Origin of the sequence: Arthrobacter sp. SX1312 (genome assembly GCF_002929295.1) — a bacterium.
In the GTDB taxonomy this organism is placed as follows: Bacteria; Actinomycetota; Actinomycetes; order Actinomycetales; family Micrococcaceae; genus Arthrobacter_D.
This window is the reverse complement of the sequence record NZ_PJIM01000003.1, coordinates 156,911-174,147: the sequence shown is the minus strand read 5'-3', so window position 1 is coordinate 174,147 and position 17,237 is coordinate 156,911. Positions and strand designations below refer to the sequence as shown.

12 protein-coding genes are annotated in these 17,237 nt (G+C 71.7%); 7 read left to right on the top strand and 5 right to left on the bottom strand.

The window, feature by feature from the left end:
- Positions 1-71: 71 nt before the first annotated feature.
- Positions 72-1,385 carry a UDP-glucose/GDP-mannose dehydrogenase family protein gene (locus tag CXQ92_RS14035; RefSeq protein ID WP_104168392.1) on the bottom strand — a complete coding sequence of 438 codons (1,314 nt, stop codon included), beginning with the start codon at positions 1,383-1,385 and terminating at the stop codon, positions 72-74.
- A gap of 377 nt (positions 1,386-1,762) precedes the next feature.
- On the opposite strand from CXQ92_RS14035, the gene CXQ92_RS14030 reads away from it, so the two are divergent.
- From CXQ92_RS14030 to sufU, 7 genes are all read left to right on the top strand, one after another.
- Positions 1,763-2,413, top strand: coding sequence for a 50S ribosomal protein L25/general stress protein Ctc (locus CXQ92_RS14030; protein WP_104168391.1), 651 nt, complete (start codon positions 1,763-1,765; stop codon positions 2,411-2,413).
- Positions 2,414-2,423: 10 nt separating this feature from the next.
- Positions 2,424-3,008 carry an aminoacyl-tRNA hydrolase gene (gene pth / locus CXQ92_RS14025; protein ID WP_104168390.1) on the top strand — a complete coding sequence of 195 codons (585 nt, stop codon included), beginning with the start codon at positions 2,424-2,426 and terminating at the stop codon, positions 3,006-3,008.
- A 290-nt stretch (positions 3,009-3,298) separates the two neighbouring features.
- Positions 3,299-6,022, top strand: coding sequence for a LuxR C-terminal-related transcriptional regulator (locus CXQ92_RS14020; protein WP_104168389.1), 2,724 nt, complete (start codon positions 3,299-3,301; stop codon positions 6,020-6,022).
- Between the two features lie 368 nt (positions 6,023-6,390).
- Positions 6,391-8,850 (top strand): LuxR C-terminal-related transcriptional regulator, encoded by a 2,460-nt coding sequence (locus CXQ92_RS14015; protein WP_181033675.1) that lies wholly within the window; start codon positions 6,391-6,393, stop codon positions 8,848-8,850.
- Entirely contained in the window at positions 8,847-11,489 is a 2,643-nt protein-coding gene (locus CXQ92_RS14010; protein ID WP_104168387.1) for a LuxR C-terminal-related transcriptional regulator, read from the top strand. Before CXQ92_RS14015 ends, CXQ92_RS14010 begins: the two co-directional genes overlap by 4 nt.
- Positions 11,490-11,606: 117 nt before the next feature.
- On the top strand, positions 11,607-12,926 hold the full coding sequence (locus CXQ92_RS14005; RefSeq protein ID WP_104168386.1) for an aminotransferase class V-fold PLP-dependent enzyme: 1,320 nt from the start codon (positions 11,607-11,609) through the stop codon (positions 12,924-12,926).
- Positions 12,923-13,375, top strand: coding sequence for a Fe-S cluster assembly sulfur transfer protein SufU (sufU, locus tag CXQ92_RS14000; protein WP_104168385.1), 453 nt, complete (start codon positions 12,923-12,925; stop codon positions 13,373-13,375). Before CXQ92_RS14005 ends, sufU begins: the two co-directional genes overlap by 4 nt.
- Here sufU and CXQ92_RS13995 read toward each other — a convergent pair.
- The 4 genes from CXQ92_RS13995 to CXQ92_RS13980 are packed head-to-tail and all read right to left on the bottom strand — an operon-like array spanning position 13,372 to position 17,227.
- Positions 13,372-15,048 carry an MFS domain-containing histidine kinase gene (locus CXQ92_RS13995; RefSeq protein WP_104168384.1) on the bottom strand — a complete coding sequence of 559 codons (1,677 nt, stop codon included), beginning with the start codon at positions 15,046-15,048 and terminating at the stop codon, positions 13,372-13,374. The genes sufU and CXQ92_RS13995 overlap by 4 nt on opposite strands.
- 9 nt (positions 15,049-15,057) lie before the next feature.
- Positions 15,058-16,416, bottom strand: coding sequence for a Na+/H+ antiporter NhaA (gene nhaA / locus CXQ92_RS13990; RefSeq protein WP_104168383.1), 1,359 nt, complete (start codon positions 16,414-16,416; stop codon positions 15,058-15,060).
- 37 nt (positions 16,417-16,453) lie between these two features.
- Positions 16,454-16,675, bottom strand: a complete 222-nt coding sequence (locus CXQ92_RS13985) for an SCO4848 family membrane protein (RefSeq protein ID WP_104168382.1) — start codon at positions 16,673-16,675, stop codon at positions 16,454-16,456.
- Positions 16,676-16,729: 54 nt separating this feature from the next.
- Positions 16,730-17,227, bottom strand: coding sequence for a DUF2505 domain-containing protein (locus CXQ92_RS13980; RefSeq protein ID WP_104168381.1), 498 nt, complete (start codon positions 17,225-17,227; stop codon positions 16,730-16,732).
- Positions 17,228-17,237 lie beyond the last annotated feature (10 nt).

The window sequence follows — 17,237 nt, the reverse complement described above, 5'->3', positions numbered from 1 at the left end:
GCTGACGTTGTTCGCGTCACGCACCGGTTGTCCGCGCGCGAGGAGAGCGCTGCATCGGGTGGCATGAGAACTCAGGGCGTGCCGATCCCCTTGTAACTCCATCCCGCTGCACGCCAGGTACTGCCGTCGAGGACGTTGCGCCCGTCGAGGATGTTCCTGGTGCGCACGAGCTGCGCCGAGCGCTCCGGGGTGATGGCCCTGTACTCGTCCCACTCCGTCAGCAGGAGGAGTGCGTCGGCGTCGGACATCGCCTCGTCCAGGTCCCGCTCATAGGCGAGCTCCGGGAAGCGATGCCGGGCCCCGTCGATCGCCCGCGGGTCGGTCACCGTCACGGCTGCGCCCTGCAGTTGCAGCTGGGCCGCGATGTTGAGCGCGGGGGAGTCGCGGACATCGTCGCTGTCGGGTTTGAACGCCGCTCCGAGGACCGTGATGCGCCTGCCGAGGAGCGAGCCCCCGAGCAGGCCGCGGGTCAGCTCGACGGCCCTCATGCGGCGTCGCACGTTGATGTCATCCACCTCGCGCAGGAAGGTCAGCGCCTGGTCCGCGCCCAGTTCCCCCGCACGGGCCATGAAGGCGCGGATGTCCTTGGGGAGGCAGCCTCCGCCGAAGCCGATGCCGGCGTTCAGGAACTTGCGGCCGATGCGCTCGTCCAGACCGATGGCGTCGGCGAGGACCGTCACGTCGGCGCCGGTCACCTCGCACACCTCGGCCATGGCATTGATGAAGGAGATCTTCGTGGCGAGGAACGAGTTCGCCGCGGCTTTGACCAGTTCCGCGGTGGCGTAGTCCGCAACGAGGCGGCGGGTACCCAGGGAGAGGGGCGTGCTGTATATCTCGTCGAGGGCGGCCGTCGCTCGCGCGCCGGGCTCGCCGTCGGGCACTCCGTAGACGAAGCGGTCGGGTGAGAGCGTGTCCTTCACAGCGAAACCCTCGCGGAGGAACTCAGGGTTCCAGGCGACGACGGAGTCGGGGTGGTGATCGGCCAGGAGCTCGGCGAGTCGTGCGGCGGTTCCCACAGGCACGGTGGACTTCCCGACCACGACGTTGCCTGGTTCGAGGGAGCCGAGAAGTGCGGTGAAGGCGCCGTCGACGTGGCGCATATCCGCTGCGTACGCGCCTTTCCGCTGGGGCGTCCCGACACACAGGAAGTGGACCTGCGCACCCTTGGCATCGGCCATGTTGGGGCTGAACTTCAGCCGACCGGTCGCCAGGACCTCATCGAGGAGTTCGGGCAGGCCGGGTTCGAAGAAGGGAACACGACCTGCCTGGAGTTCGCCGATCTTCCACGAGTCCGTGTCGATGCCGACGACGTCGTGCCCGAGCTTCGCCATGCACACCGCGTGAACCGCACCCAGATAACCGCAGCCGATGATGGAAATGTGCACGCTGATACTCCTCACGACAAGGACTGGTCCGCGGCCGACGCTAGCGGGGCCCGAAAGACTCCCGGTACGCGCAGGGAGGGAGGAGCTGAATTGCCGGTGAACCCACGGAGTCCGCCACCGGTACCGGGTGGAGACCGGCATCCAGTGATCCTTCGGGACGGACGGACGGCAGTGCCCGGTCCTGTAGGATGGACCGCGATGCCTAGGCGAGGGAGCGGGCCGGATTGCACGACGTCCGGCCGTACTCCGTGATCGACGGTGGCTAGCGACTCGACTGGTTTCTAGACGACTGCCCACTCGCGTGTTCCTTCCGCCCCGGCTTGTGTCCCAGTGCTCGCGCAACCACGCGACGAGCCGCAATCGTTCCAGGAGAAGCCATGTCCGAGCAGAAGCTCGCAGCACACGTCCGCACCGAGTTCGGCAAGGGCTCGGCCCGCCAGGCCCGCCGCGCCAACATGATCCCCGCCGTCATCTACGGGCACGGCGCCGATCCCATCCACGTCCTGCTGCCGGCCAAGGCCACCACCCTGGCCGTCCGCACGCCCAACGCCCTGCTCACGCTGAACATCGAGGGTGAGGACCACCTGGCCCTCGTCAAGGACATCCAGCGCAACCAGCTCAAGCGGATCGTCGAGCACCTCGACCTCCTGACCGTCCGTCGCGGCGAGAAGGTCCAGGTGGACGTCGCCATCCACGTCGAAGGCGAGCCCGTCCCTGACGTCGTCTTCAACCTCGAGACCACCACGGTCCTCGTCGAGGCCGAAGCCACCCACCTGCCCGAGACGCTCACCGTCAGCATCGAGGGTCACCAGATCGGCGAGCACGTCCACGCCTCGGACATCGTGCTGCCCCAGGGCGTCACCCTCCTCACCGACCCCGAGACCCTCGTGGTCAACCTCATGGCCCCCACCGTCCAGGACCTGGGCGAGACCGAGGAGACCGACGTCGACACCGAGGCGACCGCCGAGGGCGCAACCGCCGGTGACGCCGACGCTGATGCCGTCGTCACCGACGCCGACGAGAAGTAGGTAAGAATCGGTGTCCTCCGACACCTGGCTCGTAGTCGGGCTCGGTAACCCCGGGCCCGGCTACGCGGGCAACCGCCACAACGTGGGCCAGATGGTCCTCGACCTGCTCGCCTCCCGTATGAGCGGCCGCTTCACGTCCTCCAAGGCACAGGCCGTCACCCTCGAGCGGCGCCTGGGGATCGGCGGCCCGCGCCTGGTCCTGGCGAAGCCGCTCACCTATATGAACATCACGGGAGGCCCGGTCTCCATGCTGGCCCGCTTCCACGACGTGGCACCCGACCACGTGATCGCCGTGCACGACGAGATCGACATCCCGTTCAACACGCTGAAGCTCAAACTCGGCGGCGGGGAAGGCGGCCACAACGGTCTGCGTGACATCAGCAAGGCCCTCGGCACCAAGGACTACCACCGCGTGCGGGTCGGCGTGGGACGCCCGCCCGGACGCCAGGATCCCGCGGACTTCGTGCTGAAGGACTTCGGCACGGTGGAGAAGAAGGAACTGCCGTTCCTGCTCGACGACGCCGCGGACGCCGTCGAACTCCTCATCCGCGACGGCCTGCTCGCCGCCCAGCAGAAGGTCCACGCCCAGGCCTAGGCTCCGGGGCGGGGATGTACGGGACTACCTACGCGGAGAAGTGGCGGAGCCAGGGCCTGGGCCGGCCGACCTCCTCCTCCGACGCAGGGTGATGGCACGCGACGCGTAGTCGATCCCCTCTACGCGAGTGGCGGCTCTCGTCAGAATCCAACCGGACAAGTAGCGCACTTCCTCCTGCCAGTACGACCCACTCGTGTTATCGGGCAACTACCTTCCTACTGTGAGCACAGGTCTTGGTTGGTTATCAGGGGGAAGAGGGCTACGTCGTGCAGGCTCGAACACACAGTTCCATGAGTACGGACACCACTCCGGCGGGCGGCCCGTCACCCACGTCGGACAGGGATCCGGCCTTCTTCCAGGTCCGTACTCAGCTCGTCGAGGACGTCCTGCGGTGCGTCGTCTCGGGTGGCGGCGTCGGAGCCGCACTGCTGGGCGAGGAAGGCAGCGGCAAGACGGTCGTCCTGCGCGTCGTCGCACACCGTGCCTCCCGGACCCACCACGTCATCCGGATGTGGGCCCCGCGGACCGCCTCCTCCGAGCCCTACCGGGCCATCGCGTTCCTGCTGGCGGAGCTCGAGGCGGACCAGGCGGAACACCCGCAGAGCATGTTCCAGGGAATCTGCACCCTGCTCGAGGAGCAGGCCAACTGGCGCCCCGTGGTGCTCGCCATCGACAACGCGGAGTACCTCGATCCGGAGTCGGTCGTGATCATCTCGCGGCTCGTGATCGCCGGACGGGCGTCCGTCCTGATCGCCGCCGAATCGCTCGGCGCCATGGACGAGTCGTTCGCCCGGCTGTGCCGTGGAGGCGACCTGGCGCGCTTCGACCTCCAGCCCCTGACCCGGACGGAGGTGCGCTCCGTCGCGGAGTCGGTGCTCGGGGCTCCCCTGTCACCGGACGCGGTCGAGGCCCTGTGTCGCTCGAGCGAGGGCAACGCCCGCGTCCTGCGCTGCGCACTCGAGGAGCTGCCGTCGTCGGACCTCGGCCTCCATGGGGGCGCATGGGTCTCCACCGGAGATTCCACCGTCGTCCCCTCCCTGGTGCGCGCGAAGACCCACGCCATCCTCGGCGACCTCCGCGCGCGGGACCTGGCGATCGTGCGCGTTCTCGCCCTCGCCGGATCCCTCCCCGCCGCAACCGTCCGGCAGCTCGCGGGCCGGCTCGACGGAGCCTCGGACGCACCGGCAGCCGCAGGCGGGCACCTCGACGCCCTGCAGTCCCTGACGGTGCTCGAGACCGGGGCGGCGACCCTGTCCCTGCGGTCACCGCTGGTGGCGGCCGCCGCGCGCGGACAGACGACGGCGACGACAGCGGCCTCGCTCCATGCCCTGCTGACCGCCCTGCCGATCGAGGCCTTCGACCCCGCAGGGCTGGATCCGGTGATGCACGCCGAGTGGCTCCTCCTCGCCGGCCTGCCCGTCCCGCGGGACCTGTGCCTGGCAGCAGCGCGACGCTGCACCTTCCTGGGGCGGGCGGTCCGCGCACGCTTCTGGATCACCCGCCATCCCACCGACCAGGATGTCGAAGGTCTTGTCGAGGCAGTTCGCGGTGCCTTCGCCGACGGTCATCCCGAGGAGGCCCGGGCACTGCTGGCAGCGGGCCGCCTCCCGGCGGGGTCCGAGGAGGCCCACGGGGCGGCGATCACCCTCCTCATCCTCCGGAGCCGCGCCGCGCGACTCGCCGGCGGTACCCCGGCGGAATGGACCGCGCTGCTCACCGAGGCGGAGGCCGCCATCGACTCGACCGAGCGGGATCCCGGAACCTCACGGAGGGGTCGGCAGACCCTCGGGCAGCGCGGTGAGCTGGCCGTCGCCCGCGCCGAGGCCGCGTCCTTCGGCGGGGACTACCGGACGGTCCTGGAAATCCTGCAGGGCGGCGACCGGACCGGGTGGACTCCGGAGCAGAAGGTGTCCGCTGACGCCCTCCTGTGCGAGGCCCTCGCCCTGACCGATCAGCAGCACGCCGCCGTCGGGCTCGCCCGCTCGCTCGAGGCGACGCTCGGGGACCAGCGCGGCCTGGGCCATCGGGTGATCGACGCCGCGTGGCTGCGGCTCGCGGTCGCGCACTACGCCGCCGGGACCATCGGAGAGCTGGCGCTGGGCGCCGGCGCGCAGTCCCCGCCATGGAGTTCCTCCGTGGCGCGCGGCGGGGCCGTGGAGACCGTCAGGGGAGTCGTCGCGGTGCTCCAGGGCAGGCCGGAGGAGGCGCTGGCGCTGCTGTTCCCCCTCGCGCGGCAATTCGAACGGCAGGACCCGCACGGTCTCCTGCCCCTGGTCGCGGCAGGCCTCGCACACAGCCACACCGAGACCGGCGAGATGGCCCCCGCGATCGGATACCTCCCCCTCGCCCAGGTGGGGCCCTCGATGCCGTGGGCGGTCCGCGCCCTGCTCGCCCAGATCCAGTTGCGATCGTCCGGTCTGAGCGAATCACGGCTGCAGACCCCCACCAAGCTCGGTGACCTCGCGGAGGATGCTCGCAGGGCAGGTGCGGCGATGCTCGAGCTGACGCATCGGCTCGCGCAGGTCCGGGCGGGTGACGCACGCGCCGCCGAGGCGCTGACCGGAGCGGCCGCCCGGGTCGAGGGTGCCTATGCCGCCGTCTGCGCCCTGTACGCGCAGGCCGTCTCCTCCGGCGATGCCGAGCTCTTCGCCCGGGCGATGGAGCACGCCCATGCCATCGGGGACAGCGGGCTCGCGCGGGACTGCGCCACCCGGGCGATCCAGACGGCGCAACTCCTCGGCGCGCGCAGTGTCCTGAGGGACATCCAGCGGCGTGCCCGCGACCTCTTCGGCGACATCACCGAGATGGAACTGAGCTCCGCCCTCGAGCGCCTGACCCGGCGGGAGCGGGAAGTAGCCCGGCTCGCCGCCCGGGGGGCGAGCAACAAGGAGATCGCTGCGCGGATCGAGGTCACCAGCAGGACCGTGGAGGGGCACCTGTACCAGATCTATTCCAAGCTCCATCTCCGGGCCCGCAGCGAACTCGCCGACCTCGTCCTGGCCGGAGAGCGATGAACCTCCCGCGTACCGGCGAGCTGCTGCCGTACCGGCAAACCGGTCGTCAGGAAACCTCCCGGTGATGGGATAGCAGCCGCCCGCTGCCCGAACGAGAGGGCCCCGTCCTGGAATCGATGCGAGTAGCACTGCGCCCCATCGGGTCAAACGACGCACCATGACGCCACCAATGCGTAACTGCGGTGCCTGAAGTACGTACCCGCTGAATGTTTGCGGAGTAGAAAAGGGGTGATTTCGGGTTCAGATCGAGTAGTATTCGGCGAAACCACCGTGCTGACCGACGCCCGTCGAGAGGACCGGGTCATATGTCCCGGCCGGCCAGGGCTAGGGGGCCAGGTGGGTCGCGAGATGGACGAAGGGGGACCGCCGTGACGGACGACTACGCCGGCACCTGGCCCTTGCTGGAGCGATCCGAGGAGGCCGCGGAGGTGCTCGCCGGCCTGACCGCGCCCGGCTCGGCCGGCGTGCTCATCGTCGGCCCGGCGGGTGTGGGGAAGACGGCGATCGCCCGTGTCGTCGCGGCGCAGCTGGACAGCACGTCGCACGTGATCCTCATCCGCGGCTCGGCCGCCATGGCCTCCACCCCCTATGGTGCGCTCAGTGTGCTGCTGATGGACGTGGATCCGACCGGGAGCGTCGAATTCCTCCCGATGCTGCAGGCCCTCCAGTCGGCCCTGCAGAGCCGCGCGAGCAACGGTCCCGTGGTCCTGGTCGTGGACAAGGTGCACCATCTCGATGATCCCTCCACCCGCGTGCTGTCCTACCTCGCGGAAGTCGGAGCGGCACGCCTGCTCGTGGCCTGCGACGGCCCGCGCGCGGCCGCTGCGCGCTTCTTCGAGCTGTGGCGAACGGGCCGCCTCCTCCGCGTGGACATCGCTCCGCTGACGTTCGAGAGGCAGCGCAGCCTTCTCGGTGATCTGCTGGGAGCGCCCCTCTCCGGCACGGCCGCCGTCGAGCTGTGGAAGGCGTCCCGCGGCAATCCCCGGTCCCTCCAGGCCGCCGTGCGCGGCGGCATCGCCACCGGCATGCTCGTCCGGACGGACGAGGCGTGGGTCTGGGACCGCGCCGGTCATGGCGTCGCGCTGCCGGGCAACGACAGCGGCCCCGACGCCGCTGGACTGTCCGTCGTCGCCGCAGCCGCGCTGGAGGTCGTCGCCGTCGCCGGTCCGGTACCACTCGACGCACTCCTGCCGTCCTGCGGTGTCGAAGCGGTGGACGAGCTCGAGGAGGCGGGGGTGTGCACCATCGACCCCGAGGCGCCGCATGCCGTCGCCGTCATCGACGGGATCACCGGCGACCGCGTGCGCCGTGCGCTCGCCGGCAGTCCTCCGCCTGCGTTCGTCGAGCAGGTGAAGAAGCTCGACGACGGCCTGCCGGTCCGGTCACGACTGAACCTGCTGCGGTGGTTCCTCGACGCGAGCATCCTCCTGCCGGACGCCTATCTCCGAAGCGTGACGCGGGCCGCCGTCGACGCCGGGGAGCCGCGCCTCGCGCTGCTCGCCGTCGCGCAGCTCGGGGGCGCCGACCCCGAGGCCGTCGAGCGGGCGCGGGCGCGCGTCGATGGTCGGCGGTCGAGCGAGGCCGGTGCCGTCCTCGAACGGATCGTGTCCGACGCCGGGCCGCAGGACCCGGCCCAGGCGGTCGCCCGTTCCCTCGCGGTGGCCGTCGAGACGGCAGCGTACGAGGGGCGTTTCCAGGATGTCCTGGCCCTCACTGCGGCGGAGGAGCGCGCGAGCTGTTCCGATACCCCGGCACTCGACCCCGCCGCACGGCTCGTTCTCGCCCGCAGCCTCACGGGTACAGGCCCGGGCGCGAGGAGATCCCTCGCCCGCCTCCGGGGTCCCGGCCTGCCGGCGCCCACGGGTGCGGAGGCGTGCCTGCTGCAGGAGAACGGGTTCGCGGCACTGGTGCAGGAGGGATACCTCGAGGACGCACTGCTCCTGACCGGCAGTGCCGCCCTCGCCGCGGGGGAGTGGCAGGACCCCTCGGTCGCGGACACCTTCGCCGGCACCGCGCTCGCCGCGCTGGGCCACGGGAAGGCCGCGCTCGGGGTGCTCCTGCCCGCGGTCGAGCAGTTGCGCGTCGACAACCGGAGCCGCCTGCTGCCGCTCGCGGACGCCGCCGCCGCATACGCCTCCGCCCTGCTGGGCCTCGAGTACGGAGCCCGTCCGGACGCCCGGGACGGTGAGGTGCACCTCTCGTGGGTACACCGCTCGACGATCGGTCTCCTCCGGACCCTCGCCAGTGCCCTCGTCCAGGACAGCGACGTGGCCGCCCGCCGCTTCGTCGTCCTGGCCGGTGAGCAGCGGGTGTCCGGCAACACCGGGGCAGAGCTGACGCTCCGGATGCACGCCGTCCGGCTCGGCCGTCAGTCCCAGGCCCCGATGCTGCTGGAGCTCGCGCGGGGCATCGACACCCCCCTGGCCCGCGCCAGTGAACTCCTGGCGCGCGGCGTCGCGGAGCGCGACCCTTTCGTCCTGCTGCAGGCCGCGGAGGCAGCGTTCGGCCTCGGATACCGTGACCTGGCCGGCTCCGCCGCCCTGATCTCCATGCGCCTCCACGACACCGAGGACGAGCCGCTGGACTTCATCCGGGCCGAGCAGATCTTCCGGCGCACGCACGTGCCCCGGCGGAATGCCAGCGCGCGCCGCATCCTCACCGAGCGGGAGCGCGCGTTCGCCCGGATGGCCGCGCAGGGAGCCACGAACAAGGAGGTCGCCGCCGCCCACCACCTCTCCGTCCGCACCGTGGAAGGCCACATCCTGAAGGCCATGGGCAAGCTCGGCGTCTCCAGCCGCAAGCAGCTCGCGACGGTGTTCACCCGATGAGCGACATCCCGGACGGCCCCCACCTGCTCATCGGGCGCGAGGCACAGCACGCACGGCTCGTCGAGGAGCTCGACGACTCCTCGACCTCCGGCATCCTCCTGCTGGGGGAGGCCGGGATCGGCAAGACGGCCCTCGCCGCGGCCGTCACCGCCGGCCTGCGTCCCGGCCTCCGCGTGCTGCGGATCCGCGGCAGCGCCATCCTCCGGGAGGTGCCGTTCGGTGCGTTCTCGGCCGTGCTCAGTGGCCTTCCGCCCGAGGACACGGTGCAGTTCGTCGCCGTCCTGCGGCGCGTGGTGCAGGCACTCGGCGGGATCCCGCAGGCCGGCAACGACCTGCCGCTCCTCGTCGTCGACGACGCCCACGACCTCGACGCGAGTTCCGTGACGCTGATCGCACAGCTGCTCGGCATGCGCAGGGCGCGGGCGCTGTTCCTCGCCCGCCCCGCGCCCGCCCTGCCGCAGGGCCTCGCCGAACTGGTGGCCGACGGCCTCGTGGGGTGCGTCCCGGTGGAGCCGCTGACCTTCGAGCAGGTCGAGGCCCTCTGCGCCGGGCTCCTCGGCGGGCCCGTGAGTGCCGGGCTCGTCCACGCCGTGGATCACATGACGCGGGGCAACCCCCTGTTCGTCCGCCTGTTCGTGCACGACGGCGTCACGCGTCGGTTCATCACCGAGACCGCCGGCGTCTGGCAGGTGGCCCGTGAGCTGCCACCCCTCGGCGTGCACCTCACGGACATCGTGTGCGCAGCGCTCGGCCCGCTCGACCCTGCGCAGCGGGGGGCGATGGAGCTGCTCGCGGTGGGCGGGCGGCTGCCGGGCGACCAGGCGCGACAGCACGTCGGCCACGGGGTACTGCAGCGGCTGCTCGGCGACGGGTGGATCCGGACGGGGGACGACGGCGCGTTCGAGGTGGAGCACCCGCTGCACGCCGAGGCGCTGCGCGTGTCCATCCCGACGGCGCGACGGGTGATGCTGCAGCGCCGCATCCTGGCCGGCGCCACCGCCCCGCCGGGCGATCTCGAGGAGATCCACCGGCGGGCGACGCTGGCCCTGGAGGCCGGGGTCGTGCTCGACGACGGGATCCTCCTGGCGGCCGCCACGAGCGCCAACCGGTCCTCGGACAGCGGCTTCGCCGTCCGGGCGATCCGGGCCATCCGGTCGCCGGGACTCCGGCGCCGCTGCCTCGTGGAACTGGCCTGGGCCCGGGTCAACGACGGCCTGCTCGACGAGGCCCTCGACCTCATCGCTGACGCCCTCGAAAGCCCCGCCCCGCCTGACGTCCTCCGCGCAGGCACGCTGCTCGCGCTCGAGGTGAGGATGCGCGGACGCGAGCACGTCGACGCCATGCGCGGCGACGTCGACCGCTGGGAGCAGTCCCTGCGCGACACGGCGCCCGGGACCCTGGACGCCCGGGTGGCGGTGGTGGGGCGCAGCATCACGGCGCTCGCGCTCGACGACGCCTCCTTCGACGCGGTGGCGCTCCGTGCCGTGGCCGACGACGGCGCCGCCCCGCAGCCCGCGCGGCTGGCGGCACTTCTCGCGCTCGCGGTCTTCTCCGTGGGGGCCGGCAGGCCGGGCGACGCCGCCCGGCTCGCGCGGAGGGCCCTCGGGTTCGTCGGCACGGACGCGGACACGGCGGCCTACCACAGCCACGCCCTGAGCCTCGAGCTCTTCGCCCTTGCCGTTGCGGGGGAGTGGGATACCGCACGCGCCACCGCCGATGCCCGGCTCCGGCAGGACGCCCGGCGCACGCACTTCGTCGCGGGATGGCTCGACCTCCTCGACGGCGTGCGCGCCCTCCGGGAGGGCCGCTTCCCGATCGCGCAGGCCCGTCTCCGCCTGGCGGTGCAGGCCCTGCGCACCACGGACCACCTCCACGTCCTTCCGTGGGTGTCCGGGCTGGCCGCCTACGCCGCGCTCCTCGCCGGCGACCAGCGGCAAGCGGCCCTCCTCGTGGAGGAGTGCACGCCGGAGGCCTCCGGCGGCACCCTCCTGACGCGTATGCTGGGCCGGGTCTACGCGGTGGCCGTCACGGCGGCCCTCGAGGCGGACCTCGAGGGCATCCCCCTGCTCGTGCGGCTCGCGGACGACGCCGAAGCCGCCGGGCTGCCGCTCGTCGCCGTGACGGCGCTGGACCAGGCGCTCGTGCTGGGCGACCGCACGGTCTTCGCCCGCCTCGCCGCGCTCACAGCGTCCTGCGACGGCAGGGAGCAGGCGCTGCTGCACGCGTTCGCCGCCGCAGGTGCGGACTCGGACGCCGAGCGGCTGCTCGCGGCCGGTGAGTCCGCGCTCGCCGCAGGCTATCGGCCCCTGGCTGCCGGATGCTTCGAGCGTGCACGCGAGCTGTACGAGAAGCGCCGCGAGCCCGCCGCCGCGCGCCGCGCCCAGAAGAAGCTCACCTCGGTGAGCGTCGGCTTCGAGGGGCCCGCCACCACGGAGACCGTCCGGCTCCCCGGCGCCGTGCGGCTGACCCCCCGGGAGATCGCCGTGGTGAGCCTCGTGCTGCAGGGACTGAGCAACCGGGAGATCGCCGACCGCCACGGAACCTCCGTGCGGACGGTGGAAGGGCACCTCTACCGCATCTTCATGAAGTTCGGCGTCAACCGGCGCGAGGACCTGCATCTGTTCGTGCAGGGAACTTAGGTCCCACTGGGGTGCCCCGGGGCGCCCGGAGTGGCAGGATTACAGCAGAGAAGCCTTGCGTAATTGGCGTGAGGCCTGCCGGCTGATCCGTCGGCCGCCTGATCCGAGGAGTCCGAAGTGCCCGTGGTCGACACACCCGTCACGCTCACCCCGTCCGACGCCGTGCTGACCGACGCCGAGGTGCACCGCATCCGCAACGACTTCCCGATCCTCGGCACCGAGGTCAACGGCAAGCCGCTCATCTACCTCGACTCCGGCGCCACCTCCCAGAACCCGGTGAGCGTGCTGGAGGCGGAGCAGGAGTTCTACGAGCAGCGCAACGCGGCCGTGCACCGCGGGTCCCACTCGCTCGCCGTGGACGCCACCGACGCCTACGAGGACGCCCGCGCCGCCGTCGCCCGGTTCGTCGGCGCACGGACGGACGAGCTGGTCTGGACCTCCAACGCCACCGAGGGCATCAACCTCGTGGCCTACGCGATGTCCAACGCGAGCCTCGGGCGCGGGGGAGAGGCGGCGCGCCGCTTCGCCCTCGGCCCCGGGGACCGGGTCGTGGTCACGGAGATGGAACACCACGCCAACCTGATCCCCTGGCAGGAGCTCGCGGCCCGCACCGGCGCCGAGCTCCGCTTCATCCCCGTGGCCGACGACGGCACGCTGCGCCTCGAGGAGGCCGCGGCCGTCATCACGCCCGCCACGAAGCTCGTGGCCTTCTCCCATGCCTCGAACGTCCTCGGCACCATCAACCCGGTGGCCCGCCTCGTGCGGCTCGCGCAGGATGTGGGTGCCCTCACCCTGCTGGACGCCTGCCAGTCCGTGCCGCACCTCCCCGTGGACGTGAAGGCCCTGGACGTCGACTTCCTCGTGTTCTCCGGCCACAAGATGCTCGGGCCCACCGGCATCGGGGCGCTCTACGGCCGCGCCGAACTGCTCAACGCCCTGCCGCCCTTCCTGACGGGCGGCTCGATGATCACCACCGTGACGATGGAGCGGGCGGAGTACCTGCCCTCCCCGAACCGCTTCGAGGCCGGCACCCAGCGCATCTCCCAGGCCATCGCCCTCGGCGCTGCAGCGAACTACCTCGCCGAGACCGGCATGGAGCGCATCGAGGCCTGGGAGGAGACGCTGGGCGCGCGCCTCGTGCGGGGACTCGGCGCCATCGAGGGCATCCGCGTCCTCGGCCCGGACGCCGGCCGCCCCCGCATCGGACTGGCGTCCTTCGACGTCGACGGCGTGCACGCCCACGACGTGGGGCAGTTCCTCGACGACAAGGGCATCGCGGTGCGCGTGGGCCACCACTGCGCGCAGCCGCTGCACCGCCGCCTCGGGCTCACCGCGACCACCCGCGCGAGCACCTACCTGTATACGACGACGGACGAGGTGGACGCCTTTTTGGACGCCGTCGCGCTGGTCCGTCCCTTCTTTGGAGCACACCGATGAGCACGGGCCTCGAACAGCTGTACCAGCAGATCATCCTCGACCACGCCAAGGCGCGGCACGGTTCGCCGCTGCGGGAGCACGACGGCGTGGGCCGCGTGGGCGAGTCCCACCAGCTCAACCCGGTGTGCGGCGACGAGATCACCCTGCGCGCGGGCGTGGCCGACGGCGCCGTGACCGCTGTGAGCTGGGACGGCGCCGGGTGCGCCATCTCCATGGCCTCGGCCTCCGTGCTGACCGACCTGGTGCAGGGGCTGCCGCGGGACGAGGTGATCGGCCTCGTGGACAGCTTCCGCGAGGTCATGCGCTCGCGCGGCAGGATCGAGGCGGACGAAGAGGTGCTCGGCGACGCCGCCGCGTTCTCCGGCGTCTCCCGCTTCCCGGCCCGGGTGAAGTGCGCCATGCTCGCGTGGGTGGCCCTCGAGGAGTCCCTCCTGGCGGCCAACGCCTAACCAGCCGAGGGCGCCGGCTGGGGGATGGTCATGCTGAAGCAGGTCCCCACGCCCGGCTCGCTCGTCACGGTGATGGACCCGCCGTGCTCGTTCACGATGCTCCGTGTGATCAGCAGGCCCAGCCCCACCCCCGGCACGGAGGACGAGCGGACCGACGAGGACCTGAAGAACCGGTCGAAGACCTGGTGCAGCTCCTCGGCCTCGATGCCGATCCCGGTGTCCTCCACCCGGACCGTCAGGCCGTCCTCGCCGACGGAGGCGTCGAGCGTGATGCTGCCGCCGCGCCGGTTGTACTTGACCGCATTGCTGAGCAGGTTGTCCACGGCCTGCGCGAGCCGCACCGGGTCGGCCACGGCCGGCAGGCCCGCCGGCGCACGGTTCACGAGCTGCACTCCCGCGCGGGTGGCCCGGATCAGGCCCGACGACGCCGCCTCCGCCAGGATCCTGCCGACGTCGGTGGGGACGGGGTGCACCTGGAACGTCCCCGCGTTGATCGCGAGCAGGTCCTCCACGAGCCGCTCCAGGCGCAGGGCGTTGCGCCGCGCCACCTGGACGAAGCCGGTCACGTCCTCGGGCAGGCTCCCGCGGCGCTCCACGGTGAGCTCCAGGTAGCCGAGGATCGACGTCAGGGGCGTCCGGAACTCGTGGGAGACGTTGGAGAGGAAATCGTCCTTGGCGTGCAGGGCGCGCAGCAGCTCGGTGACGTCGTTGAAGGACACGACGGTCCCCGTGAACGCGCCCTCGTCGTCGTGCATGGACCGCGAGGAGATGCTGAGGGCGCGCTGGGACCGACCCGTCCCCACCCACACCTGTTCGCCGTCGAGATCCTCGCCGCCGACCGCGCGGAGGACGGGGCGCCGTTCCGGCGGGACGGGCGTGACCCTGTCCTCGCCGAAGATCAGCAGCTCGGCCTCGGTGGGATCGTCGTTGCCCGGTGGCGCCGCAGCGGCGTGGCCCTCCCGCTGCCGGGCGTTCATGAGGATGTCGTGACCGTGGGCGTCGACCGCCAGCAGCCCCACGCTCACGGTGTCCAGCACGGTCCCGAGCAGTCTCTCGCGTGCCCGCCCGGCCTCCACGCTGTCCCGCAGCGCGGCCTGCGAGGCCTGGAGGGCCGCCTGCCGCCGCCGGTTGTCCTTCGTCAGCTCGCTGACGAACCAGGCCAGGCCGGTGAGCATGATCGGTAACAGGATCGGGTCCACGACGGTGTCGAGGGTCACCGGGCCCGGCTGGGCGAGGACCGGGAACCAGATGATCGCCAGGGAGGCGAGGACGGTGATGGCGACGGCCGCGGCCGTCCGCACCCGGGATGCGGCGATCCACACCACGGGGAAGGCTGCCAGCAGGCCGACGCCGGAAAGGGCGTCGCCCGCGGCAGCCCGGGCCAGGCCGATGGCCACGAAGTCCAGGAGCGGCATCAGGATGACCCAGCGGCCGGAGATCCTGGACCACGGCAGCGTGCAGCACAGCACCAGGACCACGAGATTGAGGGCCCACCCCGCGAGGAAGAGGGCCGTCGAGTCGAGGGCGTCGCGCTGGGCGAGGCCCAGTCCGACCGCGAGGGTGAAGGTGACGGTGAGGGCGAGCTCGCTGAGGATGATGCGCCGGCGGCGGTTCCGGGACCGCCCCGCCCCGGGGCGGTCCTCCCGTTCCCCTGGCCCGCCGGTGTCCGTCATGGACCGATCCTAGTTGCCGCGCTCCTCGAAGACGTCCGGGATGCCGTCGGCGTCGGAGTCCACCTTCTCCTCCTCGTCGATCCGCCGGTAGCGCTTGTTGCGGGCGCGCAGCACCACGCTCGCCAGGAGCGCCGCCAGCACGGACGCGGCGAGGATGGCGACCTTCGCGTGGTCGTCGTGCTCGCTGCCCGCGCCGAAGCTCAGATCGTTCACCAGCAGCGAGACCGTGAAGCCCACACCGGCGAGGATCCCGACGCCCAGCAGGTCCCACCAGCTCAGCCCGGGGTCGAGGTTGGCGCGGGTCAGCTTCGTGACGACGAACGTGGTCAGCAGGACGCCGATGGGCTTGCCGAGGACGAGGCCGAGCACGATCCCGATGAACACCGGATCGGTGACCGCCGACGCGAACCCGGCGGCGCCGCCGATCGCCACGCCGGCCGAGAAGAAGGCGAAGACCGGGACGGCGAAGCCGGTGGAGAGCGGACGGAAGCGGTGCTCGAAGACCTCGGCCAGGCCGGGCTTGTCCGGGCGCGGCGGCACGCTCTTCCCGCCGGACCTGCGCAGGACGGGCACGCAGAAGCCGAGCAGCACGCCCGCGACCGTCGCGTGGACGCCGGAGGCGTGCATCAGGGCCCAGGTGGCAATGCCGAGGGGCAGGAGGATCAGCCACGGGCCGCTCGTGGTGCTGCCGAAGAACTTGGGCCGGCGCTGGGCGAGCAGCGCGAACAGCCCGAGCGGCAGGAGCATCCACAGCAGGAAGACGAGGCTGACGTCCTCCGAGTAGAAGAACGCGATGATCGCGATCGCGATGAGGTCGTCGACCACCGCGAGGGTCAGCAGGAAGATGCGCAGGGCCCCGGGCAGATGCGAGCTGATCACCGCGAGCACGGCCAGCGCGAAGGCGATGTCCGTCGCGGTGGGGATGGCCCAGCCGCGCAGGGTGTCCGGGGAGGACAGGTTGACGGCCGTGTAGACGAGCGCGGGCACGACGACGCCGCCGAAGGCCGCCGCCACGGGGACGATCGCGCGGCTGATCCGCCGGAGGTCACCGGCCACGAACTCGCGCTTGAGCTCGAGTCCCGTGAGGAAGAAGAACACCGCCAGGAGACCGTCCGACGCCCACTGGCCGACGGAGAGCTTCAGGTGCCACGGCTCGTAGCCGAACTCGGCATCGCGGATGGCGAAGTAGGAGTCGGAGAACGGGGAGTTGGCCCAGATGATCGCGAGGCTCGCGGCGATCAGCAGCAGGATGCCGCCGACGGTCTCCTTGCGGAGGATCTCCGAGATGCGCAGGTACTCGGGATAGCTGGAGCGCTGCAGGATCACCGGGTGGGAGCCGGCTGGCTTCGGGGACTCGTCGTGGGCCATGGGGTCTCCTGGGTGGGGCGGGCTGCGGCGGGTGCCGCTAGGCGACCAGGGCGCGGACGCCGATGACGGCGGTCGCCGCGCCGAGGATCATCGACGTGGAGATGAGCATCATGTGCACGGTGAGGAACCGCGTGGCGGCTCCGTTCTCGTCACGGGCGCGCGGGTCCTTGAGGATGCGCCGCAGGAACGGCGGCCAGACGACGAGCGTCCAGACGCCGGCGAGGATCAGGATGAGGGCGAGGGGCGTGGGCAGGTGCATGGCGTGCGCGGAACTCTCGGGTCGACGGGGAGGGTGCGGGTGGCGTGGCCGCGGTCAGCGGTTCGCGAGCCATTTCCGGGCCTCGACGGCCTGGACGTTCAGCGCCTTGCCGATCATCGGCTCGGCGGCGCCGGCGATCTTGCCCCCGAGGAACGGGATGGACGAGGTGACGTTGCCCTGCAGGTCGACGACGGTGTCCGTGCCCTGGGTGATCAGGCGCTGGACGGCGGCGACGTTCAGCGGGACGCCCGCGACCGTCATCTCGAGCTTCGCCTCGCGTGAGCCGTCCGCGGACGGCGCGCTCCACTGCTCGGTCTGCGTGACGGAGAGGGTCTCTCCGACGAACTTGCGGGCCATGTCCGGGAGCCGGTCGGTGGGCATGGTGCGGACGGCCGTCAGGGTGAAGGGACCGGAGGTGTCGCCGTCGACCGTGAGGGACTCGAGGGTGCCGCCGACGTACTCGCTCATGTGGCGCACGAAGCCCTCGTCCGTGAAGACGCCGAGCACCGTCCGGGTGTCGTAGGGGAGCGTGGTGGACGCGTTCAATGCCATGGTTCCTCCG